This is a genomic window from Curtobacterium sp. 'Ferrero', from assembly GCF_002412165.1.
GTDB lineage: Bacteria > Actinomycetota > Actinomycetes > Actinomycetales > Microbacteriaceae > Curtobacterium.
Genome location: NZ_NXIA01000002.1, coordinates 121,479 through 143,475, shown reverse-complemented (window position 1 = coordinate 143,475; position 21,997 = coordinate 121,479). Strand labels below are relative to the sequence as shown.

Annotated in this window: 27 protein-coding genes; 11 read left to right on the top strand and 16 right to left on the bottom strand. The window is 71.8% G+C overall.

What is annotated here, in order from left to right; translation table 11 throughout:
- Window positions 1-32 precede the first annotated feature (32 nt).
- From Csp2054_RS02775 to Csp2054_RS02765, 3 genes are all read right to left on the bottom strand, one after another.
- Window positions 33-653 (bottom strand): TlpA family protein disulfide reductase, encoded by a 621-nt coding sequence (locus tag Csp2054_RS02775; protein WP_096897783.1) that lies wholly within the window; start codon window positions 651-653, stop codon window positions 33-35.
- Entirely contained in the window at window positions 650-1,306 is a 657-nt protein-coding gene (locus Csp2054_RS02770) for a histidine phosphatase family protein (RefSeq protein ID WP_096897782.1), read from the bottom strand. Before Csp2054_RS02770 ends, Csp2054_RS02775 begins: the two co-directional genes overlap by 4 nt.
- 104 nt (window positions 1,307-1,410) lie before the next feature.
- Window positions 1,411-2,901 (bottom strand): SulP family inorganic anion transporter, encoded by a 1,491-nt coding sequence (locus Csp2054_RS02765; protein ID WP_096897781.1) that lies wholly within the window; start codon window positions 2,899-2,901, stop codon window positions 1,411-1,413.
- A 51-nt stretch (window positions 2,902-2,952) separates the two neighbouring features.
- Between Csp2054_RS02765 and Csp2054_RS02760 the strand changes: the two genes are divergently transcribed.
- Complete coding sequence (locus Csp2054_RS02760; protein ID WP_096897780.1) at window positions 2,953-3,348, top strand: MerR family transcriptional regulator; 396 nt, start codon at window positions 2,953-2,955, stop codon at window positions 3,346-3,348.
- On the opposite strand, the gene Csp2054_RS02755 is transcribed toward Csp2054_RS02760, so the two are convergent.
- Entirely contained in the window at window positions 3,325-3,546 is a 222-nt protein-coding gene (locus Csp2054_RS02755) for a hypothetical protein (protein ID WP_096897779.1), read from the bottom strand. The two genes, Csp2054_RS02760 and Csp2054_RS02755, sit on opposite strands and share 24 nt — an antisense overlap.
- Window positions 3,543-3,881, bottom strand: a complete 339-nt coding sequence (locus Csp2054_RS02750; RefSeq protein WP_096897778.1) for a hypothetical protein — start codon at window positions 3,879-3,881, stop codon at window positions 3,543-3,545. Before Csp2054_RS02750 ends, Csp2054_RS02755 begins: the two co-directional genes overlap by 4 nt.
- Before the next feature lie 213 nt (window positions 3,882-4,094).
- Here Csp2054_RS02750 and aspS point away from each other — a divergent pair, with 213 nt between their 5' ends.
- A complete protein-coding gene (gene aspS / locus Csp2054_RS02745) occupies window positions 4,095-5,435 on the top strand; it encodes an aspartate--tRNA(Asn) ligase (protein WP_096897777.1) in 1,341 nt (446 codons plus the stop codon).
- A gap of 73 nt (window positions 5,436-5,508) precedes the next feature.
- Here aspS and Csp2054_RS02740 read toward each other — a convergent pair whose 3' ends face one another.
- From Csp2054_RS02740 to Csp2054_RS02720, 5 genes are all read right to left on the bottom strand, one after another.
- Entirely contained in the window at window positions 5,509-5,802 is a 294-nt protein-coding gene (locus Csp2054_RS02740) for a Dabb family protein (RefSeq protein WP_096897776.1), read from the bottom strand.
- Complete coding sequence (locus Csp2054_RS02735; protein WP_096897775.1) at window positions 5,799-6,053, bottom strand: glutaredoxin family protein; 255 nt, start codon at window positions 6,051-6,053, stop codon at window positions 5,799-5,801. Before Csp2054_RS02735 ends, Csp2054_RS02740 begins: the two co-directional genes overlap by 4 nt.
- 124 nt (window positions 6,054-6,177) lie before the next feature.
- Window positions 6,178-6,276, bottom strand: a complete 99-nt coding sequence (locus Csp2054_RS02730; RefSeq protein ID WP_003792170.1) for a 30S ribosomal protein bS22 — start codon at window positions 6,274-6,276, stop codon at window positions 6,178-6,180.
- 135 nt (window positions 6,277-6,411) lie between these two features.
- On the bottom strand, window positions 6,412-6,606 hold the full coding sequence (locus Csp2054_RS02725; RefSeq protein ID WP_017888579.1) for a helix-turn-helix domain-containing protein: 195 nt from the start codon (window positions 6,604-6,606) through the stop codon (window positions 6,412-6,414).
- A 165-nt stretch (window positions 6,607-6,771) separates the two neighbouring features.
- Window positions 6,772-7,287 (bottom strand): ArsR/SmtB family transcription factor, encoded by a 516-nt coding sequence (locus tag Csp2054_RS02720; RefSeq protein ID WP_096897774.1) that lies wholly within the window; start codon window positions 7,285-7,287, stop codon window positions 6,772-6,774.
- Window positions 7,288-7,358: 71 nt separating this feature from the next.
- Between Csp2054_RS02720 and Csp2054_RS02715 the strand changes: the two genes are divergently transcribed.
- The gene (locus tag Csp2054_RS02715; RefSeq protein WP_096897773.1) at window positions 7,359-8,792 is read left to right on the top strand and encodes a TrkH family potassium uptake protein; all 1,434 of its coding nucleotides are present in this window, start codon (window positions 7,359-7,361) and stop codon (window positions 8,790-8,792) included.
- Window positions 8,793-8,808: 16 nt separating this feature from the next.
- Window positions 8,809-9,495 carry a potassium channel family protein gene (locus tag Csp2054_RS02710; RefSeq protein ID WP_176491548.1) on the top strand — a complete coding sequence of 229 codons (687 nt, stop codon included), beginning with the start codon at window positions 8,809-8,811 and terminating at the stop codon, window positions 9,493-9,495.
- 110 nt (window positions 9,496-9,605) lie between these two features.
- Here Csp2054_RS02710 and proC read toward each other — a convergent pair whose 3' ends face one another.
- Window positions 9,606-10,436: a pyrroline-5-carboxylate reductase gene (gene proC / locus Csp2054_RS02705; RefSeq protein WP_096897772.1), complete on the bottom strand. Its 831-nt coding sequence runs from the start codon at window positions 10,434-10,436 to the stop codon at window positions 9,606-9,608.
- A 100-nt stretch (window positions 10,437-10,536) separates the two neighbouring features.
- On the opposite strand from proC, the gene Csp2054_RS02700 reads away from it, so the two are divergent.
- The gene (locus tag Csp2054_RS02700) at window positions 10,537-10,911 is read left to right on the top strand and encodes a hypothetical protein (RefSeq protein ID WP_096897771.1); all 375 of its coding nucleotides are present in this window, start codon (window positions 10,537-10,539) and stop codon (window positions 10,909-10,911) included.
- A 15-nt stretch (window positions 10,912-10,926) separates the two neighbouring features.
- Here Csp2054_RS02700 and Csp2054_RS02695 read toward each other — a convergent pair whose 3' ends face one another.
- The gene (locus tag Csp2054_RS02695; RefSeq protein ID WP_096898007.1) at window positions 10,927-11,358 is read right to left on the bottom strand and encodes a nucleoside deaminase; all 432 of its coding nucleotides are present in this window, start codon (window positions 11,356-11,358) and stop codon (window positions 10,927-10,929) included.
- A 133-nt stretch (window positions 11,359-11,491) separates the two neighbouring features.
- Here Csp2054_RS02695 and upp point away from each other — a divergent pair, with 133 nt between their 5' ends.
- The 5 genes from upp to Csp2054_RS02670 all read left to right on the top strand — a co-directional run bounded on the left by upp (window position 11,492) and on the right by Csp2054_RS02670 (window position 16,935).
- The gene (upp, locus tag Csp2054_RS02690; protein WP_096897770.1) at window positions 11,492-12,127 is read left to right on the top strand and encodes a uracil phosphoribosyltransferase; all 636 of its coding nucleotides are present in this window, start codon (window positions 11,492-11,494) and stop codon (window positions 12,125-12,127) included.
- Between the two features lie 515 nt (window positions 12,128-12,642).
- Entirely contained in the window at window positions 12,643-13,410 is a 768-nt protein-coding gene (locus tag Csp2054_RS02685) for a winged helix-turn-helix domain-containing protein (RefSeq protein WP_096897769.1), read from the top strand.
- 287 nt (window positions 13,411-13,697) lie between these two features.
- A complete protein-coding gene (locus Csp2054_RS02680; RefSeq protein WP_255252587.1) occupies window positions 13,698-14,180 on the top strand; it encodes a MarR family winged helix-turn-helix transcriptional regulator in 483 nt (160 codons plus the stop codon).
- On the top strand, window positions 14,177-15,526 hold the full coding sequence (locus Csp2054_RS02675; RefSeq protein ID WP_096897767.1) for a cryptochrome/photolyase family protein: 1,350 nt from the start codon (window positions 14,177-14,179) through the stop codon (window positions 15,524-15,526). Before Csp2054_RS02680 ends, Csp2054_RS02675 begins: the two co-directional genes overlap by 4 nt.
- Complete coding sequence (locus Csp2054_RS02670) at window positions 15,523-16,935, top strand: serine hydrolase domain-containing protein (RefSeq protein WP_176491525.1); 1,413 nt, start codon at window positions 15,523-15,525, stop codon at window positions 16,933-16,935. Before Csp2054_RS02675 ends, Csp2054_RS02670 begins: the two co-directional genes overlap by 4 nt.
- Window positions 16,936-17,031: 96 nt before the next feature.
- On the opposite strand, the gene Csp2054_RS02665 is transcribed toward Csp2054_RS02670, so the two are convergent.
- Window positions 17,032-18,006, bottom strand: coding sequence for a carbohydrate kinase family protein (locus Csp2054_RS02665; RefSeq protein WP_176491524.1), 975 nt, complete (start codon window positions 18,004-18,006; stop codon window positions 17,032-17,034).
- Window positions 18,007-18,144: 138 nt separating this feature from the next.
- Here Csp2054_RS02665 and Csp2054_RS02660 point away from each other — a divergent pair, with 138 nt between their 5' ends.
- A complete protein-coding gene (locus Csp2054_RS02660; protein WP_096897764.1) occupies window positions 18,145-18,720 on the top strand; it encodes a TetR/AcrR family transcriptional regulator in 576 nt (191 codons plus the stop codon).
- Between the two features lie 194 nt (window positions 18,721-18,914).
- Here the strand turns inward: Csp2054_RS02660 and Csp2054_RS02655 are convergent, their stop codons facing one another.
- The 3 genes from Csp2054_RS02655 to Csp2054_RS02645 all read right to left on the bottom strand — a co-directional run bounded on the left by Csp2054_RS02655 (window position 18,915) and on the right by Csp2054_RS02645 (window position 21,788).
- A complete protein-coding gene (locus Csp2054_RS02655; protein WP_096897763.1) occupies window positions 18,915-19,529 on the bottom strand; it encodes a superoxide dismutase in 615 nt (204 codons plus the stop codon).
- Window positions 19,530-19,577: 48 nt separating this feature from the next.
- Entirely contained in the window at window positions 19,578-20,135 is a 558-nt protein-coding gene (locus Csp2054_RS02650; protein ID WP_255252586.1) for a flavin reductase family protein, read from the bottom strand.
- Between the two features lie 129 nt (window positions 20,136-20,264).
- Window positions 20,265-21,788, bottom strand: coding sequence for an MFS transporter (locus Csp2054_RS02645; protein ID WP_096897761.1), 1,524 nt, complete (start codon window positions 21,786-21,788; stop codon window positions 20,265-20,267).
- Window positions 21,789-21,997: the final 209 nt, after the last annotated feature.

Below are 21,997 nucleotides of genomic sequence, written 5' to 3'. Positions count from 1 at the left end.
GATCGCGTCGGCGAAGGGGTTGGCGGCCACGGTCAGGAGGCCTTGGCCTTGCCCGACAACTCGTCGCCGATCAGCGTGTTGAGGATGCCGGGACCGTCGATCGCGCCGAGGACGCGAGCTGCGACCCGCCCCTCCTTGTCGAGGACGATGGTCGCGGGGACGGCGTTCGGGGCGACCTGGCCGGACATCGCGAGCTGCATGGTGCCGGTCTTCTGGTCGAGCACCGTCGGGTAGTCGGTGCCGAAGGTGCGCTCGAACGCCTCGGCCGTGCCCTGCTCGTCGCGGACGTTCACCCCGATGAACTGGACCTGGTCGGTCGAGTAGTTGTCCGCGACCTTGCCGAGGTACTTCGCCTCGGCGCGGCACGGCGGGCAGCTGGCGTACCAGAAGTTGACGACGACGACCTTGCCCTTGAGCGCCTTCGAGGACAGCCGTTCACCCGTCATGCTCTCGACGTCGAACGAGATCGGGTCGGTCCGCTTGTCGGCGGCGACCTCGGTCACCGCACCGTCGCCGGAGATGTAGTTCTGCGTGGTGCCGTTGCCGTACTGCTGCGACAGCTTGTCGTTGCTCGACGAGCACCCGGCGAGCGCCGTCGCCGCGATGACCGCCGTCACCACGACGGTGACGATCCGCTTGCCGTTCGTGATCACACTGCTCCTTCGTCGATCGCAGACGCCCGCAGCCGTTCGGCCGGGTCCGCGTACCCGACCTCGGTGAAGCGACCGTTCGGCGTGGCGGGCACACGCTCGAGGGTCGTGATGCTGGAGAGGTCGCAGCGCCGCTTCCGCGGGTCGTGCCACAGCGGTTCGCCGGCGAGTCGCCGGTGCACCATCCAGATGGGGAGCTGGTGGCTGACGAGGACGACGTCACCGCCGTCGACGCTCCCCCAGGCCGTGTCGACGGCCGCGAGCATGCGGTTGGCGATCGATTCGTACGCCTCGCCCCAGCTCGGACGGAACGGGTTCGCGATCCAGGGCCACTCCGTCGGACGGCCGAGCGACCGCTTGGTGAACCCAGGGGGCTGTCCCTCGTAGCGGTTCGTCGGTTCGATGAGCCGTTCGTCGAGGGCGACCTCGAGACCGTAGGCCTGCGCCCAGGGCGCCGCGGACTCCTGCGTGCGCTGCAGTGGGGACGCGACGATGCGCCGGACGTCGACGCCGGCGTCGTGCCAGGCGGCCGCCGAGGCCGAGGCCATCTGCTTGCCGAGATCGCTCAGTCCGAAGCCCGGGAGCCGACCGTAGAGGACACGGTCGGGGTTGTGCACCTCGCCGTGACGGACGAGGTGGACTCGGGTCGCGGGCATGGCCTCCAGTCTAGGTCGCCCTGGCGCTCCCACCCCCCGCCCAGGGGATTCACTGCTGCGGGGACGCTCAGCACGGTGCGCGGACGCTCGACCTCGGGGACCACTCAGCCGAGGTGGCCGGACAGCCGCCCGTGGATCGCGACCGAGCCGGTGTTGAGGTTCTCGACCCGGACCGTCGAACCGTGCTGCGCGTAGCGCTGCTCGACCCCGTCGAGCGCGGCCACGGTGCTCGCGTCGAACACGTGCGCACCGGACAGGTCGACGATCACGTGCTCGGGGTCCTGGGCGTAGGAGAACCGCGTGACGAGGTCGTTCGAGCTCGCGAAGAAGAGCGCACCCCGCACGCGGTACCGGACCGTGTGCTCGTCGACGAGCTCGCGGTCGACCGTCACCACGTGGGCGGCCCGCCGTGCGAAGACGAGCGCGGCGGCGACGACGCCGACGAGGACGCCGGTCGCGAGGTTGTCGGTCGCGACGACGACCACGACCGTCAGCACCATCACGACCGTCTCGCCGACCGGCATGCGGCGCAGCGTGTTCGGCCGGATGCTGTGCCAGTCGAAGGTCGCCACGCAGACCATGATCATGACGGCGGTCAACGCCGCCATCGGGATCTCCGCGACCAGGTCGTGCAGCACGATCGTGAGCACGAGGACGGAGACGCCGGCGACGAAGGTGGAGATCCGTGTCCTCGCGCCGGCCGTCTTCACGTTGATGACGGTCTGCCCGATCATCGCGCAGCCGCCCGTCCCGCCGAAGAACGCGGATGCGATGTTGGCGATGCCCTGCCCCCACGACTCCCGCCACCCGCTCGACCGCGTCTCGGTGATCGCGTCGACGAGCTGTGCCGTCAGGAGCGTCTCGATGAGCCCGACGATCGCCGCCCCGAACGCGTAGGGCGCGATGATCTGCAGGGTCTCGAGCGTGAACGGCGTCGTGATCCCGGAGAACCCGGGCAGGGCGGTGGGCAGGGCGCCCTCGTCGCCGACCGTGGGGACCGCCACGCCGAACACGATCGTGATCGCGGTGATGACGACGACGGCGACGAGCGGGGCGGGGACGGCCTTGGTGAGGAAGGGGAAGCCGATGATCACGGCGATCCCGAGCGCGGTGAGGGGCCAGACGACGAGCGGGACGTCGCCGCCGAACAGGTTCGGCAGCTGTGCGGTGAAGATGAGGATGGCCAGCGCGTTGACGAACGCCACGTTGACACTCCGGGGGATGAACCGCATGAGCCGGGCGACCCCGAGCAGTCCGAGCACGATCTGGATGACGCCGCCGAGCACGATGGTGGGGACGAGGTAGGCGATGCCGTGGTCGCGGACGAGCGGTGCGATGACGAGGGCGACCGAGCCGGCGGCCGCCGACACCATCGCGGGTCGACCGCCCACGATCGCGATGACGACCGCGATCACGACGCTGGAGAACAGGCCGACGGCCGGGTCGACCCCGGCCACGACCGAGAACGAGATCGCCTCCGGGATGAGGGCCAGGGCCGTCACGACACCGGCGAGGACCTCCCGGGTGAGCATGCGCGGGGAACGGAGGGCGGCGATGACACTGGGCGGCGTCGGGGCGTGGGTGATCACGGACATCGGCGGTGACTCTACCGTCACGTCAGGGTCGGGTTGCTACGGTTGCGCCTCATGAACACGATGCACATCGGCGAGCTCGCGGAACGCGCGGGGATGTCGCTGCGCACGATCCGGCACTACGACGAGGTCGGCCTGCTCGTGCCGAGCGGTCGGACGTCGGGTGGCTTCCGGGTCTACACGGAGCAGGACCTGGAGCGGCTGCTCGTGGTGCGCCGGATGAAGCCGCTCGGCTTCACGCTCGACGAGATGGCCGAGTTGCTCCGGGTCGTCGACGCCCTGCGGAACCGCGGCACGGACGGTGACACCGACGACGAGCCCGCGCTCGCGGCACGGCTGGACGAGTACCTGCAGGACGCGCGGGAGCGGCACGCGAAGCTCGTCGAGCGCGCGGGGATGGCCGAGGAGTTCGTCGAGACGCTCGGGTCACTCCGCGCGTCGCTCCCCTGACAGTTCCCCGGCGTCGATCAGCCGACGGCGCTCCCGGCGAGCGGTCTTCCACTCCGTCTGTCGTCGGAGCAGCTCGTCGTGCTCCCAGATCAGACGCCGGGCCTTCCACGGCCGCAGCCGGTACTTCCGTCTGATGCGCTCACGCCACTCCTCCTGCCGGCGCTCGATCAAGGCCAGGACCGGATCGTCCGCCGTCATCTGTGTTCCCTCCCCGTGATCAGTCCCAGCACCATCGTGCCGAGCACCGCGTCGTCCTCGCGAAGCATCTGCATGTCGTACATCGTGTCGGCGCCCACGAGGCCGATCTCCGATCGACCGACGTCCGCGTCACACGCCTGATCCACGATCCAGACGAGGCGCGACCAGGCGCGGTCTCGCTCCTCGCGCGCGACGTCCCGCCGCCACCTGACCACCGCCCAGACCCCGCCGACCAGCGCCACGAGCATCGTGAACGCGGCGGTGCACGCTGCGGCCAACACGACTGCGACCGCAGCGGGCGGCCAGGCCGCGAGCCCCTCCGTCCCTGCCGTCACGGGACCTCCCTCGAACTCGCGACCCGGCCACGTCGACGACGCTACGGACCCGTCGGGCGCGAGCCGCGCCTCCCGGCCGGTCTGTGGAGAACCCCGCGCAGCCGGGCGCTTGTGCAGGAGTGGGCTGTCCGGCGGAGCGACCGCGGCAGACCGGACACCGGCCAACAGGAGCTGTGGAGCGGGCTCGGACCGAGCCGGTTAGACTCGACCCCCGTGATCGAACGCACCCGCATCGCCGACCTCGCCGCGCTCCCCGACGGCCCCGTCTCCGTCGCCGGATGGGTCGAGACCGTCCGAGATCAGAAGAAGGTGCAGTTCGTCGTGCTCCGCGACGAGACCGGCGCCGCCCAGCTCGTCAACCCCGCCACGCGCGAGGCCGAGGACGGCGACGACGCTGCGCAGGCCGCGCTGGCCATCACGAACGACATCTCGGGCCTCGCCCACGGCACCTTCGTGCACGTCCGGGGCACGCTGAAGCACGACGAGCGCGTCAAGCTCGGCGGACTCGAGGTCAAGGTCGGGTCGCTCGACGTCGTGAGCGCCGCGATCCCGGAGACCCCGATCGCGGACGACTCGTCGCTCGACAAGCGCCTCGACTGGCGCTTCCTGGACCTGCGCAACCGCAAGCAGAACCTCATCTTCCGCATCCAGACGACGATGGAGCACGCGTTCCGTTCGTACTGGGTCGACCGCGACTACATCGAGATCCACACGCCGAAGCTCATGGCGTCGGCGTCCGAGTCGCGCGCCGAGCTCTTCCAGCTCGAGTACTTCGAGACCACCGCGTACCTCGCGCAGTCGCCGCAGAACTTCAAGCAGATGGCGCAGCCGGCCGGGTTCGGTGCCGTCTTCGAGATCGCCGACGCCTTCCGCGCCGACCCCTCGTTCACGAGCCGCCACGCCACGGAGTTCACGAGCGTCGACGCCGAGATCTCCTGGGTCGAGTCGCACCAGGACGTCATGGCCATGCACGAGGAGGTCCTCGTCGCCGGCTTCACGGCCGTCAAGGAGAAGTACGGCAAGGAGATCGAGGACGTCTTCGGCTTCGAGTTCGTCGTGCCGACCGCCCCGTTCCCGCGCGTGACCCTGGCCGAGGCCCGGAAGATCGTGGCCGACAGCGGCTACGACGTCGTCCGTGCCGACGGCGACCTCGACCCCGAGGGCGAGCGCCGCGTGAGCGCCTGGGCGAAGGAGACGCACGGCTCCGAGTTCGTGTTCGTCACCGACTACGACGCCTCGATCCGGCCGTACTACCACATGCGCCACGAGGACGACCCGACGCTCACGAACAGCTACGACCTGCTGTTCAACGGTGCCGAGATCTCCACCGGCGCCCAGCGCGAGCACCGCGTCGACCGGCTCGCGGCCCAGGCCGAGGAGAAGGGTCTCGACACCGCCGAGATCGACTGGTACCTCGACTTCTTCCGCTACGGCGTCCCGCCGCACGGCGGCTTCGGCATGGGGCTCGCGCGCGTGCTCATGCTCGCGCTGCACGAGCCGTCGATCCGCGAGGTCACGTACCTCTTCCGCGGCCCGACGCGCCTCACCCCGTAGTCCCCGCGCCCGCGCGAGAACGGCCCCCTCCCGTGCGGGAGGGGGCCGTTCCGTTGCGACCGGGAGGCGCGGCTCAGCTCTCCCAGTCGATGGCCGCCCGCCCCGACACCAGTCCGCGGATCTCCCCGGCGGCGGCCTGGTGGTCGGGGTGCACCTGGTAGGCGTCGAGCCCGGCGAGGTCGTCGAAGGTGGCGACGACGGCGAGGTCGCTGTTCTTGTCCGGGTAGGCGACGTTCTCGACGACCTCGAGCGAGCGGATCGACGTCACGGTGCCGACGAGGCCGGTGAGGAGTTCGCGGACGCGGGCGATCGAGGCGTCGCGGTCGACGTCCTCGCGGAGGGTCCAGGCGACGACGTGGTGGATCATGCGGAGACCTCTGCCTTCTCGAGGGCACGGGCGAGCCGGTCGGCGTCGACGTGCCAGTTGCTGTGGACGCGCCCGTCGATCAGGACGACCGGGATGTCCTCCGCGTACTCGACCCGCAGGGTGTCGTCGTCGAGGATCGACCGTTCCTGCAGCGTGGTGCCGGGGTGTTCCGCGACGACCCGCTCGACGATCGGTCGGGCGTCGTCGCACAGGTGGCATCCGGGCTTCGTCAGGAAGGTCACGACGGGCATGGGGTCAGCGTACCCGGCCGCCCGAACACGAACGGCCGGGGAAACACGAACGGCCGGGGAACACGAACGGCCCGGAGAACACGAAAGCCCCGGCGGACCGGGGCTTCGGGTGCAAGTACTGGACTTACTTCTTGTTGCGACGCTGGTGGCGCGTCTTGCGAAGGAGCTTGCGGTGCTTCTTCTTCGCCATGCGCTTGCGGCGCTTCTTGATGACAGAACCCATAGTGGACCTCGCTCGGAACGATGCTGATGTGTGGACACCGCGCCCGACGGGACCGCGGAAAATCAACCCGGCCGAGTCTAGCGGAGCGCGCCGGTCCTGTCGAACAGGGCGCCTCGGAGCGGCCGGTGGCGGCCGTCAGCCGACGTCGGCGACGCCGCCGCGGAGCACGTCCGCGACCGCCGACTCGGGCACCCGGAACGACCGGCCGAACCGGATCGCCGGCAGCTCCCCGGCGTGCACCATGCGGTAGACGGTCATCTTCGACACGCGCATCATCTCCGCGACCTCGGCCACGGTGAGGAATCGCACGTCGTCGAAACTGCCGGTCATGATCCGCCTTCGGGGGGCACGTGCACGAGCGGCACGGGGAACGGGTGTGACCTGTGTGGTCACTGGTAACTGTAGGGGCCGCTGGGATGCGGTGTCCAGGGATCCGGTCACGACTCGGCCACGGTGGCGACCCGGAGCGCGTGCCTCGTGGACGGTGCTCCCGGGTCAGTCCTCGTCGCCGCGGCGGGCGAAGCGCTTGCGCCCGCGGTCGACGACCCGCTCCCACCCCTGCTGGGCCCCGGTCAGCGCGGCACTGGCACGGTAGGAGGCCTCCGCCATCACGCGACCGAGCTCGGTGCCGACCTCGACCGTGGCCTTGCCCGCCGCCCCGTTGCGGCGCACCGACACCGGCTGACCGTCCGGGGTCCACGCCGTCGTCGCGGGGGTGCCGTCGGCGTCGACCGCACCGGTGAACGCGAGCACCCACTCCTCGACGGGCAGGAGCGGCTCCGGGTCGAGGCGGTAGTAGCGGTGCTGCCCCTCCTCGCGGCTCGACACCAGGCCGATGTCGCGCAGCACACGCAGGTGCTTCGACACGGTGGGCTGGCTCACCCCGAGCTTCTCGACGAGCTGTCCGACGCTGAGCTCCCCGCCGGTCACGTCGGAACCGTACGCCGCGAGCAGCGCACCGAGCAGCTCGCGTCGGGTCGGGTCCGCCACGACGGTGAAGATGTCGGCCATGCGGCAAGGCTATCCGCCCCGTCACGGATGTACCATGCCAGGCGTCCCGCCCATGTCCCCGGAGGCATACGATGCTCGACCGCTCGGAACCGCTGACGGCGCCGGCGAGCGCCGTGCGGCTCCGGGTGTCGCGGATCGGTGCCGTCCTCCGGTCGTCCCCGTCCCGCCTGGCGATCCTCGTGTTCGTGGCACTGATCCTGGTGTTCACGACGCTCTTCACGACGCCGTGGGCCGCAGCGGACGGCCGACCCACGCACTTCGCCGACGCCCTGTTCACGGCCGCGTCGGTCGTGTGCGTGACGGGCCTGTCCACCGTCGACATGGCGACGCACTGGTCGGTGTTCGGCAAGGTCGTCATCGTCGTCGGCACGCAGATCGGGGCCGTCGGGGTGCTCACGTTCGCCTCGATCCTCGGGCTCGTCGTGACGCGCCGGCTCGGCCTGCGCGCGAAGCTCATGGCGGCCGGCGACTCGAACCCGCTGCGGACGCACGCCGGGGCGGTGCCGGAGGGCCAGGCGGTCCGGCTCGGCGAGGTCGGCACGCTCCTCGCGACGGTCGCCGTGAGCACCGTGACGATCGAGGTCGTCGTCGGCGTGCTGCTGCTGCCGTCGGTGCTCGTCGCGGGTTTCCCGTTCTGGACGGCGGTCGGGTACGCGTTCTACTACGCGGCGATGGCCTTCACGAACACCGGGTTCAGCCCGAACGCCGCCGGCCTCGGACCGTTCACCGACGACTACTGGTTCCTGTCGCTCCTGATGCTGGCGGTCGTCGCCGGGTCCATCGGGTTCCCGGTGATCCGCACCGTCGCGAAGCAGTTCCGCACGCCCCGCCGGTGGTCGCTCCACGTCAAGCTCACGCTGGTCACGAGCGCGGTCCTGCTCGTCAGCGGCGCGGCCGTCTACACCGCCCTCGAGGCAGCGAACCCCCGCACGCTCGGCGACGCCGGGCCGGGCCACACCGCGTTCCAGGCGCTGTTCCTGTCGACGATGACCCGCTCCGGGGGTTTCGCCACGATCGACGTCGAGCAGATGCACGGCGCGAGCCTCCTCGTCACGGACATGCTGATGTTCATCGGCGGGGGTTCGGCGTCGACCGCCGGCGGCATCAAGGTGACGACGCTCGCGGTGCTCTTCCTCGCCGCCGTCGCCGAGGCCCGCGGTCGCAGGAGCATGGAGGCGTTCGGCCGCCGCATCCCGAGCGACGTCCTCCGTGTGGCCGTCGCCGTCGTGCTGTGGGGCGCCACGATCGTCGCGGTGGCCACCATCGTGCTGCTGCAGATCACGGGCGACTCCCTCGACCGCGTCCTGTTCGAGGTCATCTCCGCCTTCGCCACGTGCGGGCTGTCGTCGGGGATCTCGGGCGAGCTCCCCGAGGCCGGCAAGTACGTGCTCGCGGCCACGATGTTCCTGGGTCGGGTCGGTACAGTGACGATCGCCGCCGCCCTGGCCGCGAGCCAGAGCCGGCAGTTGTTCCGTCGCCCCGAGGAGAGGCCGATCGTTGGCTGACCGCACCCGCTCACCGTTGCCGTCGTCGCACCCGCTCGCCACGGCCGTCAGTCACGACGCCCCGGTGCTCGTGATCGGACTCGGCCGGTTCGGCGCGGCCACGGCCGGGCAGCTCGAGCGACAGCACCGCGAGGTCCTCGTGGTCGACACCGACGCGGGCCTCGTGCAGAAGTGGTCGGACCGGGTCACGCACGCGGTGCAGGCCGACGCGACGGACATCGACGCCCTGCGGCAGATCGGTGCGCAGGACTTCGCGATCGCGGTCGTCGGCACGGGCTCCGACCTGGAGTCGAGCGTGCTCATCACGGCGAACCTCGTCGACCTCGGCATCCCGCAGATCTGGGCGAAGGCCATCAGCCGGTCGCACGGCATGATCCTGTCCCGCATCGGCGCGAACCACGTGGTGTACCCGGAGCGGGAGGCCGGTGAGCGCACCGCGCACCTGGTCTCCGGCCGGATGCTCGACTTCATCGAGTTCGACGACGACTTCGCGGTCGTCAAGATGTTCCCGCCGCGTGCGGTGCGCGGCAAGGACCTCGCGACGACCGTCATCCGCACCCGCTTCGGGCTGACGGTGCTCGGCATCAAGTCCGCTGGCGGGCCGTTCGTGCCCGCCACGCCGGAGAGCGTCATCGGCGAGGACGACGTGATCATCGTCTCCGGCTCGACCGCCGACCTGGAGCGCTTCGCCGCCGTCGAGTGACCGACGTCCGCACCTGACGGACGGCCCACCCACGCGACGGACGGGAGGCACGGTGCGGGCCGGCACCGTGCCTCCCGTCCGTCAGGTGGTGACGACTCCGGGCGTCCGCCTCAGCCGGCCGCGATCTCCTCGGCGCGTGCGATGGCGGCGCGCGACGCGCGCAGCAGCGTGTCGGCGAGGTCGGCGTCCTGCAGCACCGCCACCGCGCGCTCGGTCGTGCCCTTCGGGCTCGTGACGGCCCGGCGGAGGTCGGCCGGCGACCGGTCGGACGACTCCAGGAGCGCGACGGCGCCCCGCACCGTGCCCTGCACCATGGTGGCCGCCTGCTCGGGGGTGAACCCGATCTCCTCGGCGGCCAGCTGCCACTGCTCGACGAGCAGGAAGACGTAGGCGGGCCCGGAGCCGGACACGGCCGAGAGCGCGTCGAGCTGCGACTCGGGGACCTCGATGACCGATCCCGACGCACTGAACACGGACGACGCCAGGGCGACGGCGTCCTCGTCGGCGGTCGCACCGGCGCTGATCCCGGTGACCCCGCGCCCGACGCCGATCGGCGTGTTCGGCAGCGCCCGGACGACGCGGACACCGCCGGGCACCCGCGCCTCCATGCTCGCGGTCGTCGTGCCGACGGCGACGCTCACGACGACCGCCCCCGGCTCGAGGTCCGCCGCGACCTCGTCGAGCAGCTCCCCGACCGCGTACGGCTTCACCCCGACCACGACGAGCCCCGCGCCGCGCACGGCCGCGCGGTTGGCATCCGCGTCGGAGTCGCTCGCCCGGGCGTCGAGCCCGCGGGCGCGGTGCGCCGCCGCGGAGGCCTCCGACTTCGTCGTGAGGGTCACGGTCGACGGGTCGAGGCCGGCGGCGAGCAGGCCGTCGAGGACGGCGCCGGACATCGAGCCGACGCCGAGCAGGGCGGTGCGGGGCAGTGCGATCGTCATGCCCGCGACCCTACCGACCCACGGGCGACGGACGGGCCGCGCCCGGCGGTGAGGTCGTCCTAACTGGCGGCGCGCCCGCCCGGTGCCGGACGATGTGGACATGACCGCACTCAAGGACGTCCTGCTCATCCTGCACTTCATCGGCCTGGCCGCCGTGATCGGGTCGTTCCTGTTCCAGGTGCGGCGCAAGGGCGGGTTCGACACGAACTGGGTCATCATCGGCCTGGTCACCCAGCTGGTCACCGGTCTGGGACTCATGGGCGTGATCGACGCGACGACGGACGGCGGGGCGAACCACGTCAAGCTGGGCGTCAAGCTGGTGATCGCCGTGGTCGCCCTCGTCCTCGCGCTGGTCGCACGGGCCCGGCAGAAGCGCGCGGACGCCGGGCAGGCGAAGGACAAGGCCGCGCTGCCGTTCTTCCACTCCGCCGGCGCGCTCGCCATCGTGAACGTCCTCATCGCCGTCATCTGGTGATCGCCTGACGGCGGGTCAGCGACGCGCGCCGAAGAACTCGTCGAGCACCGCGGCGCAGGGGGCCTCGAGCACGCCGCCGACGACCTCCGACCGGTGCGGCAGCCGACGGTCGCGTGCCACGTCGTAGACGCTGCCCGTGGCCCCGGCCTTCGGGTCCCAGGCCCCGAACACGACCCGGGGCACCCGGGCGGCGAGGACCGCCCCCGCGCACATGACGCACGGCTCGAGCGTCACCACGAGCGTGTGGTCGGTCAGGTGCCAGTCCCCCGTGGCCGCCGCCGCTGCCCGGAGCGCGAGCACCTCGGCATGCGCGGTGGGGTCCTGCCGCGCCTCGCGTTCGTTGCGTCCCCGCGCCACGACCCTCCCGTCCGCGTCGACGACGACCGCCCCGACCGGGACGTCGCCGGTGGCCAGGCACGCACGCGCCTCGACGAGCGCCAGCTGCATGGCGTCGATCCAGGGACGTGCGGCGGGTGCTTCCACGGGGCTCTCCTGTCTGGTCGTCGGGGCGGGACCTGGTCGGTCGTCTGCACGCGGCGGTTCGTCGGTCAGGGGTCGGACTGACGGTAGGCTCGACCCTATGCGAGTCCACGTCGCCGACCACCCGCTCATCACCCACAAGCTCTCGGTGCTCCGCGACCGGACGACCCCTTCGCCGACCTTCCGCGCGCTGACCGAGGAGCTGGTCACGCTCCTCGCCTACGAGGCCACGCGGAACGTCCGGGTCACCGCCACGCCCATCGACACGCCCGTCGCGCACACCATGGGCGTCGCGATCGCCCGGCCGCGCCCGCTCGTGGTGCCGATCCTCCGCGCAGGCCTCGGCATGCTGGAGGGCATGGTCAAGCTCGTCCCCACCGCCGAGGTCGGGTTCCTCGGGATGGCCCGCAACGAGCAGACCCTCGAGCCGCAGACCTACGCCGAGCGCCTGCCCGACGACCTGTCCGACCGGCAGTGCTTCGTCCTCGACCCGATGCTCGCCACCGGCGGGACGCTCGCGGCGGCGATCGACTTCCTGTTCGACCGCGGCGCGGAGGAGGTCACCTGCGTGTGCATCCTCGGCGCGCCCGAGGGGCTGGACGCCGTGGAGCGGGCCGTCGGTGACCGCAACGTCACGATCGTGCTCGGCGCGCTCGACGAGAAGCTCGACGAGAACGGCTACATCGTCCCCGGGCTGGGCGACGCGGGCGACCGGCTCTACGGGCTGGCCGAGTAGCCGACACCGGTCGCGTCCGCGACCACCGCGGACGGACGGGAGGCCCGTGGCGGGATCGCCACGGGCCTCCCGTCCGTCTCGCCGCCTGTTCGCGGACCGCACCGTCCGCGCGGACGGTTGACACCACGTTGGTATCCCACCCATACTCATGCCATGACTGCACCCGCGTCCGCCCGCGTCCTGATCGAGGCACCGGTCCTCATCGAGGCACTGGGGACCACCGGCATGACGATGCCGGACGCGTCGGTCATGCGTTGTCGAATGTGTGCCTGATCGGCACCCGTTCCAGCCGGATCCCCCGCGACCCCACCCCGGTCGCGCGCGCGTGATCCCCGGGTGACGACCTCGTCGACGACGCGCACCGCCGTCCGCACGGGTTCGCTCCCCGCTCCCCCGGGCTCCCCGGTCCGCAGCAGGACCGCTGGGAGGATCGGCGCACCGCCGCACCCGGGCCGACGCATTCGACACCGGCCGTCCGTCCACCTCGCCACGGCCTTCCTCCCGGAGACCCCGCCATGTCGCTCACCATCGCTCAGCCCCGCACCCCCCTCCGCTCCGCTGCTCCGGCCACGACCGACCTCGGCACGGTGACGCCGCTGCGTCCCCGTCGCGAGCCCGCCACGCCGCAGACCGCCCCGGCGCCGACGAGCCCGGTGGTGGCCCCGCAGCGCAACCGTGCGCTGCCCGAGGGCACGGAGGCCCGCGGCTTCGCGCTGTACGTCGGCATCGACGAGGCGAAGGCCGCGGCGGCGGGCACCACCCTCGCGGCGGTCGTCGAGCAGCTCAAGGCGCTGACGGCCCAGCTCGTGCCGACGTCGGAGACGTACGCCGCGGTCGCCGTCGCCGCCGAGGGCTCCGGCGGACGGGACGTCGACGTCGTGCGGCTCGCGCTCCAGGACCGCTCCGCCGTCGCCGCGCGCAAGCAGGCCGAGAAGCCCGAACCCGAGGAGAGCGGCGTCGTCATCGACATCTCGCGCAAGCGCGTCACGCTCGACGGGGAGCCCGCCCCGCTGACGTACAAGGAGTTCGAGCTCCTGCAGTTCCTCGTCCTCCGCGAGGGGCGGACCGTGGACCGCTCGGCGATCATCGACGGCCTGTGGTCCGACGGCGAGGACGAGACCCCGAACGAGCGGACCATCGACGTGCACGTCCGACGACTGCGCGCGAAGCTCGGTGCCTTCGAGGAGATCGTCCGGACCGTGCGCGGGGTCGGGTACCGCTTCGACCGGCACGCGGACGTCGCCGTGCGCTACGCCTCGACGCCGTCGCCCGACCTGTTCTGATCGCTCACCGGGGCTGCTGTCGCGGCTCTTGGTGAACTCGCAGCGAACGACGCCGGCTGGCACTAGCGTGCCGTTACCGGTTCGTTATACAGTCGGAACCGCAGGCAGTGTTTGCTGTGGCACCGCCTGTGGAATGTGATTGCAGGAAACTCTTGGTGCAAGGGAGAGGGCCGGTCGTCCACTGGGCGGCCGGCCCTCGTTGCGTTCCGGACGGGCCGCTACTGCGCTCCCGTCCGGCTGTCGGGTGCCCTCGGTAGGGTTGGTCGACAGACTGGAGGGAGCGGATCGTGAGTGACAAGGCCACGGCGGTCGCCGCGTGGGAAGCCCTGTTCCGCGCGCAGGTGCAGGTGATGCGGAACCTCAACGCGGAGTTCCCCGGCGGCGAGATCTCCTTCAACGAGTACGACGTGTGCTTCAACCTCTCGACACAGCCCGGGCGCCGCTCCCGGATGCGCGACCTGACCGGGCACCTCCTGCTCACCCAGCCCAGCGTCAGCCGACTCGTCGACCGGCTCGCCGCCCGCGGGATCGTCGAGAAGCAGCCCGACCCCGCCGACGCCCGCGGGGTCTACGTCGCGCTCACCCCGCACGGGTTCGACGTCTACCGCTCGGTCGCGGTCCAGCACGCCGCGACGATCGCCGAGCAGGTCGGAGCCGGCCTGACCGACGCCGAGCTCCGCACCCTGACCGAGTTGTGCACCAAGCTCCGACGCACCACGGCGACGCCGAGCCGGCGCGCCACCGCCCCGACCGACGCGGCAGCGGTGTGAGCGGCGCACTCGTCTGGCTCCGGGACGACCTCCGGCTCGCCGACAACCCGGCCCTCCGCGCAGGCATCGACCACGGCGGCGCCCTGACCGTCGTGTACGTCCTCGACGAGGAGTCCGACGGTGTCCGACCGATCGGTGGCGCGGCACGCTGGTGGCTGCACCACTCGCTGGCCGCGCTGGACGCCTCGTTGCGCGAGCGCGGCTCGCGGCTCGTGCTCCGACGGGGTGCCGCCGCTGCGGTCGTCGACGACCTCGTGGCCACCACCGGTGCCGACGCCGTCTACTGGAACCGCCGCTACGGCCACGCCGAGCGCGAGGTCGACGCCGGCATCAAGACCGCGCTGCACGACCGCGGAGTGGACGCCCACAGCTTCGCCGCGAACCTGCTCTGGGAGCCGTGGACCGTGCTCACCGGCCAGGGCGAGCCGTTCAAGGTCTTCACGCCGTTCTGGCGCGCGGCGCAGGCAATGCCGGAGCCGCGGCACCCGCTCCCGAAGCCGCGCGACCTCCCCGCTCCCGCCGAGGTGCCGGGCGACGAGCTCGCCGACTGGGCGCTGCTGCCGACCGCTCCGGACTGGGCCGGCGGACTCCGCGACGCCTGGACGCCCGGCGAGCTCGGTGCGCACCGACGGCTGGAGCACTTCGTCGACGACGCCCTCGAGGACTACGACCAGCGCGACGAACCCGCGACGGACGCCACGAGCGGGCTCTCCCCGCACCTGCGGTGGGGCGAGATCAGCCCCTACCAGGTGTGGCACCGCCTGCACGGCGAGCTCGCCCCGCACCAGCGACAGCAGGCACCCGCGTTCCTGCGGCAGCTCGCGTGGCGCGAGTTCAACTGGAACGAGTACTTCCACTGCGACGACATCGCCACCGTCAACGTCCGACGGGAGTTCGACGCCTTCCCGTGGCGCGACCCCGCCGATGCCGAGCTCGACGCCTGGCGGACGGGCACGACCGGCTTCGACCTCGTCGACGCCGGCATGCGGGAGCTCTGGCACACGGGGGCGATGCACAACCGCGTCCGACTGGCGACCGCGAGCTTCCTCGTGAAGAACCTGCTCGTCGACTGGCGGGTTGGTGAGCAGTGGTTCTGGGACACGCTCGTCGACGCCGACGCCGCGAACAACCCGGGCAACTGGCAGTGGGTCGCGGGCTCCGGCTTCGACGCGGCACCCTACTTCCGCGTCTTCAACCCCGACCGACAGCTCGAACGATTCGACCCCGACCGCGAGTACGTCCGACGTTGGGTCCCCGCCGACGAGGACCGCCCCGAGCCGATGGTCGACCTCAAGGAGACCCGCCAGCGCGCGCTCGACGCGTACGACCGGATGCGCCGGTCGTGACGGTCGACGACGACGTCCTCGCCCGCGTCGACCGCGTGTTCGCCGAACGGGTCGCCAACGGGGTCGCCCCGAGCAGCGTGTGGGGCGTGTTCGACCGCGACGGGCTGGTGGCCTCCGGCGGCCACGGCGACCGTGGCGACGGCAGGGCACCCGACGCCGACACGGTGTACCGCATCGCGTCGTGCACCAAGAGCGTCACCGCCGCGACCCTCCTCACCCTCGTCGCTGACGGCCGGCTCGACCTCGACGCCCCGGTGACGGACTTCGTCCCCGCCTTCGACGCTGTCCGGCTCCCGACCCCGGACTCCCCCGTCCCGACGCTCCGCATGCTCCTGACGATGTCCGCCGGCTTCCCGACGGACGACCCCTGGGCGGACCGACAGGAGTCGACCACGGACGCGGACCTCGACGCCGTGCTCACCGCGGGGCTGCTCTTCGACAGCGTGCCGGGCACAGGCTTCGCCTACTCGAACCTCGGCTACGCACTCCTCGGTCGGGTGGTCTCGGTCGTGACCGGCCGGCCGTACACCGAGGCGGCCACGACGGCGGTGCTCCGACCGCTCGGGCTCGACGCGACGGTGTTCGCCGCAGACCGCTCGGACGGCTTCGTGGTCGTCGGCACGCGTCCGGACGGCACGGGCTGGGAGCAGCTGCCGCTGTCCGGTCCCGGAGCGTTCTCGGCCATCGGTGGGCTCTTCTCCACGGTCACGGACCTCGCCCGCTGGGGCCGTCACCTCGCCTCGGCGTTCTCGGAGACGCCCGAGCCCGGGCCACTCTCCCCGGCGGACCGCCGGGCGATGCAGCAGGCACTGCGGGTCGTCCCGCCGTCGGTCCTGCCCGGTGCGACCCGCGCGACGGCGTACGGCCTCGGGTTGTTCGTGGAGCAGGACGAGCGGTCCGGGCCGATCGCCTCGCACTCGGGCGGCTACCCGGGGTTCTCCGCGCACATGCGCTGGTCGACGCGCGACGGCCTCGGAGTCGTCGCCTTCGAGAACGCGACCCAGGCCAAGGTCGCCACTGCGGCCACGACCGCGCTGGACCTCGTCCTCAGCGCCCACGGGAGCAGCACCGACGCGCCGCGGGTGGCTCCCGAGACGCGCGCTGCCCAGGGCAGGGTCACCGAGCTGCTCCGACACTGGGACGACGCCACGGCGGACGCCGTCTGCACCCCGAACGTGGCCCTCGACGAACCGTACGAGCGTCGACGCCAGGCGATCGCCGAGGCCGCGGCCGCGATCGGTGCGGACCTCGGTGCCGAACCGGTCGCCGAGGAGTCACTGACCCCGACACACCTGCGGTGGTGGCTCCCCGGGACCTCCGGGCGGCTCCGCGTGGAGATCCGCCTCGCACCGCTCGCCGCCGGCCTCGTGCAGACCCTGATCGTCCGGTCCGAGCCCTCCGAGCAGTGAACGACGCACACGGACCGACGCGCACCGAGCGACGCGCACGGACCGACGCGCGCTGACCGAGGCGCACGGACCGAGGCGCACCGGCCGCCGACGGGCTCAGGCGGGCGGGCGACCCCCGACGAACCCCAACGCCCGGGCCGCGACCCGACCACCCTCGCGCGCGGCCGCTCCGACGCGGACGGGGTCCGTCGCCCACGCCCGCAGGAACCCCGCAGCGAAGGCGTCCCCGGCGCCGAGGGTGTCGACGACGGTCGCGGGCGTGGCGGCCACGCGGTGCGGACTCCTCCCGGCACGGCCGAGGAGCGCCCCCTGCGTACCCGTCGTGACGACCACCAGCGGGACGCGGGTCGTCAACCGCCGGACCGCGTCGTGCAGGTCGTCCGTCCCGGCGAGCGCACGCGCCTCGTCTGCTCCGGGGAAGAGGACGTCGACCCCGTCGAGCGCGTCGAGGAACGCCGTCGCACCGACGATCCGGACGACGGCCGTCGAGGAGGGGTCGAGCGAGACCTTGGCACCCGCGGACCGACCGAGGGCGACGAGCTCGGCGATCCGATCTGCGCCGCCGCCCGCGAGGACGCCCGCACCGGTGAGGTGCACGATGTCCGCCCGTGCGAGGATCTCGACCGGGACGTCGGAGGCGGTGAGCCGGCCGGCGGCCGCGGGGTCGGACATCGTGGTCCGGCCACGCTCGTTCCGCATCGAGACGACGCTCCCGGTCGTCGAACGGACGTCGTAGCGGATGTGCGGACGCACCCCGGCGTCCTCGAGCGCACGCTCGTGCCGGTAGACGTCGTCGACTCCGACCCGCGCCACGAGGTCGACCTCGGCACCGAGCCACCCGAGCCAGGTTGCGGTGTTGCCGCCGGCGCCGACGATGCGGTGGCGGATCACCGCGGACGGGTCGTGGTCGCCGGTGGAGGCGGCGGAGGTCTGGACGAGCACCCCGTCGAGGACGTCGCCGATGACCAGGAACCGCTTCCCGGCCCCGCGCCGCCGACTGCGGTCCGGGCGTACACGACGCACGCCGTCGGGCGGCGACGGGGTCGTGGAGCGCTCCTGGGGGGTGGACATCCCGTTCAGTGTACGGGTACCCGAGCAAATCTCCGGTTTGCCTGCGCATCCTCGCAGACCTGGGGACATCATGGACGAATGCATCACACGTCCGGTAATATCCAGATGGTCACATGCCAGTCCGAGACCGGAGGTCCCATGCCCAGGAAGCCCGACCCGACGCTGAAGCCGGCGATCGTCGCGAAGGTCGCCGACCACCTCCGTGACACGAAGCTCGAGGACGTCTCGGTCCGCAGCCTCGGCCGGGTGCTCGGCACCAGCGCGTACCCGATCGTCTACCACTTCGGCAGCCGCGAGGCACTGATCCAGGCGGTCGTCGAGCACCTCCACCGATCGCTCGACGGTGTCACGCTCCGACCGGACGCCGACGATGGACGCCTGCGGGCGTGGTTCGTCACCGTGTTCGGCGGACTCGACGACCCGGAACGGGCACTCGCGGTCCGGCTGTCGTTCGAGCTCGGTTCCGTCGAGGAGCTCGACGGACGCGTCCGGGAGCGCACCGCGCAGCGCGAACACCTCGAGGCCGTCGCCGCCTGGTGCCGCGCGCACGGCACGGATGCCTTCGAGGCCGAGCGTGCAGCACGGGCCGCCGTGTACGCCGCACGCGGTGCGCAGTGGGCGGCGATCGTCGACCCCGGTCGCACGGAGGTCGACCAGGTGCTGCAGGGCATCGCGGACGACCTCGTCGCGAGCGTCGAACTCGCGACGGTGTGAGCGACGTCCGAGGACGAGCGACGGGGACGGACCCCGGGCCGACGCACGGCTGGGTCACGACGCACGGCCTGATCACGACGCACGGCTGGGTCACGACGCACGGCCGGGTCACGACGAACGGGAGGCGCGGTGCCAGCTGGCACCGCGCCTCCCGTTCGTCGTGCGGTCGCCTCAGGCGACCGTCACCACGCGTCTCAGAGCGTGACGAACGACTGCGACTTCGCGTTCGCGAAGCGTGCCGCGACGTTCTCCCAGTCGACGATGTTCCAGACGGCCTTCACGTAGTCCGCCTTGACGTTGAGGTAGTCGAGGTAGAAGGCGTGCTCCCACATGTCGAGCATGAAGATCGGCACGACGCCGAGGGGCACGTTCGCCTGCTGGTCGAACAGCTGGAACGTCGTGAGCTTCTGGCCGACCTGGTCCCAGGCGAGCACGGCCCAGCCCGAGCCCTGGATGCCGGTGGCGACGGCGGCGAACTGCGCCTGGAACTTCTCGAACGAGCCGAAGAACTCGTCGATCGCGGCGGCGAGCTCGCCCTCCGGGACCTTCGTGTCCGGGCCGAGGTTGGTCCAGAAGATCGAGTGGTTGACGTGGCCACCGAGGTTGAACGCGAGGTCCTTCTCGAGCTTGTTGACGTTGGCCAGGTTGCCCGACTCGCGCGCCTCGGCCAGCTGCTCGAGGGCGGTGTTCGCGCCCGTCACGTACGTCTGGTGGTGCTTGTCGTGGTGCAGCTGCATGATCTTGCCGCTGATGTGCGGCTCGAGCGCCGCGTAGTCGTACGGCAGTTCCGGCAGGGTGTACTCGGCCATGTGCGAGTTTCCTTTCGATCGGTGGTTGGCGGAACGCGGTCCCCGGGCTCAGGTGAGCCGGGAACGGTCGGTGAGGGAGTGGAACTCCCGGTTGTGGTAGACGAGCGGCTCGCCGTGCTCGCGGCCGACGACGATGTCGAGGACCTCGGCGACCACGACCGTGGACGAGCCGATCGGCGTGGTGGACAGCGGACGGCAGCGCAATGCTGTGGCAGCGCCGGGCAGGTAGCGCTCGCCGCTCGGGAGGGTGCCCCAGATCGGGTCGTCGGCGGCGGGGCTCCCGGTGGCCGCGAACCGCCGTGCGAGCCCGACCCCGAGGGAGTCGACGAGGTGCACCACGAACAGGGGCGCGCCGAGGACGATGCCGGCGGAACCGGAGTTCGTCGACAGCGAGAACACCAGGACGGGCGGGTCGACCGCGACGCTCGCGACGCTCGAGGCCGTCAGACCGGTCGGACCGTCGGGGCCCTCCGCCGTGATGACGGCGACGCCGGCGGGGTGACCACGGAATGCCGACTTGTACGCGTCGGCGATGTTCACGGGGGCGTCGGCTGTCTCGGTCGTGGTCGTTCCTGTCCTCGCATCGGCCGCGTCCCTCGCGGCCACGTCCCAACGTAGGACCTGAACCCTGGTTGAGGTCAACGATTCACAGGTTCGTCCGATCCCGGGCGTGCCGCGGCCTCGGTGGTCGTACAGACCGGCGGCCCGTGGGCCCGGACGACTCGGCGACCGACGTCAGCGGCGGCGCAGCATGACGACCGCCCCGGCTGCCGCGACGACCATCAGCACGGCTGCGACGGCACCGGTGGTGGTGACCCCGGAGTCGAACGCGGCGCGGGCCGACGCGAGGAGCGCCTGCCCGGCGGAGCCACCGAGCTCGGACGCGGCGGACACCGCTCCGCCGAGGGTCTCCTGCGCGGCGGTGTGCGCCGACGAGGACAGCCCGTCCGGGACCACCACGTGCGAGCGGTACGCCGTCGAGAGGATCGTGCCGAGGACCGCGGTCCCGAGCACGGCACCGATCTCGTACGCCGTCTCCGACAGGGCAGAGGCGGCACCGGCCTTGTCAGCCGGAGCGGTGGAGATGATGAGGTCGTTCGTGACCGTCTCCGACGCGCCGATCCCGATGCCGAGCAGCACGAACGCGAACCCGAGCGCGGCGATCGTGGCGTGGTGGCCGAGGACCGCGACCATGCCGTACGCCGCCGCCGAGAACAGCAGCGCGACGGCGACGACCCAGCGCGGCGCGATCCGACCGACGATCGGCACGACCACGAGCCCGGCGACGATGGTCAGCACCGAGCCGGGGACGAGCACGATGCCGGACGCGAACGGGTCGAGGCCGGCGACGAGCTGCAGGTGCTGGGCGATGAAGAACAGGAACCCGGTCAGCGAGAACATCGCCGCGAGGTTCATGAGCACGCTGCCGGTGAACGCCGTGCTCCGGAACAGCTTCAGGTCGAGCATCGGCGTCCGCGACCGGAGCTGCCGCCGCACGAACGCGATCCCGCAGAGCACGCCCACGGCGAGCATGGCGATCGCGAGGCCACGCTCCTCGGGGTGCACGACCGACTTGATCGCCCACGCGGTCGGGGCGAGCGCACCGAGCGACAGCAGCATGCTGGTCACGTCGACGGGACCGGGCGCGGGGTCGCGCGACTCCGGCACGAGGAACGGCACGCCGACGAGCATGAGGACGAGGATCGGCACCGCCACGAGGAAGACGCTCCCCCAGTGGAAGTGCGCGAGCAGCGCGCCACCGACGAGCGGGCCGAGCGCGTTGCCGGCGGCGAACATGGTCGACCAGACCGCGAGCGCCATGCGCCGCTCCCCCGCGTCCGTGAAGACGTTGCGGATGATCGAGAGCGTGGCCGGCATGAGCATCGCGCCGAAGACGCCCATCGCGATGCGCGCGGCGACGAGCATCCACGCATCCGAGACGAACGCCGCGGCGACGGAGAACAAGGCGAACCCGGTCGCGCCGACCACCAGGATCCGACGGCGGCCGATCCGGTCGCCGACGCTCCCCATCACGACGAGCAGCCCGGCGAGCACGAGCGGGTACGCGTCCACGATCCAGAGCTGCGTGGTGGCGTCCGGGTCGAGGGCACGGCTGATCGACGGCAGCGCGAAGCTCAGCACGGTGTTGTCGACCGAGATGAGCAGCACCGGCAGCATGAGCACGGCGAGGGCAGCGAACCGCCGGGCGCGGCTGCCGGTGACGGCGGTGGCGATGGGGCTGGTGAGCAGCGCGGACACGGTGGACCTCCTGAGGACTTCGAGCCGGACCAGGTCGACGGCGACAGGACGGACAGCAGACGAGACGGGACGCGGTGTCGTCACGCGCCCCGTCAGGACTCCGTTAGTGTACCGTCCGGACGGTTATGGTTGCAAGTGCAACCAATGACGGGCGGGAGGCGCGTGGCGGCGCCGCCACGTGCCTCCCGTCCGCCGTACGGCAGTCCGGG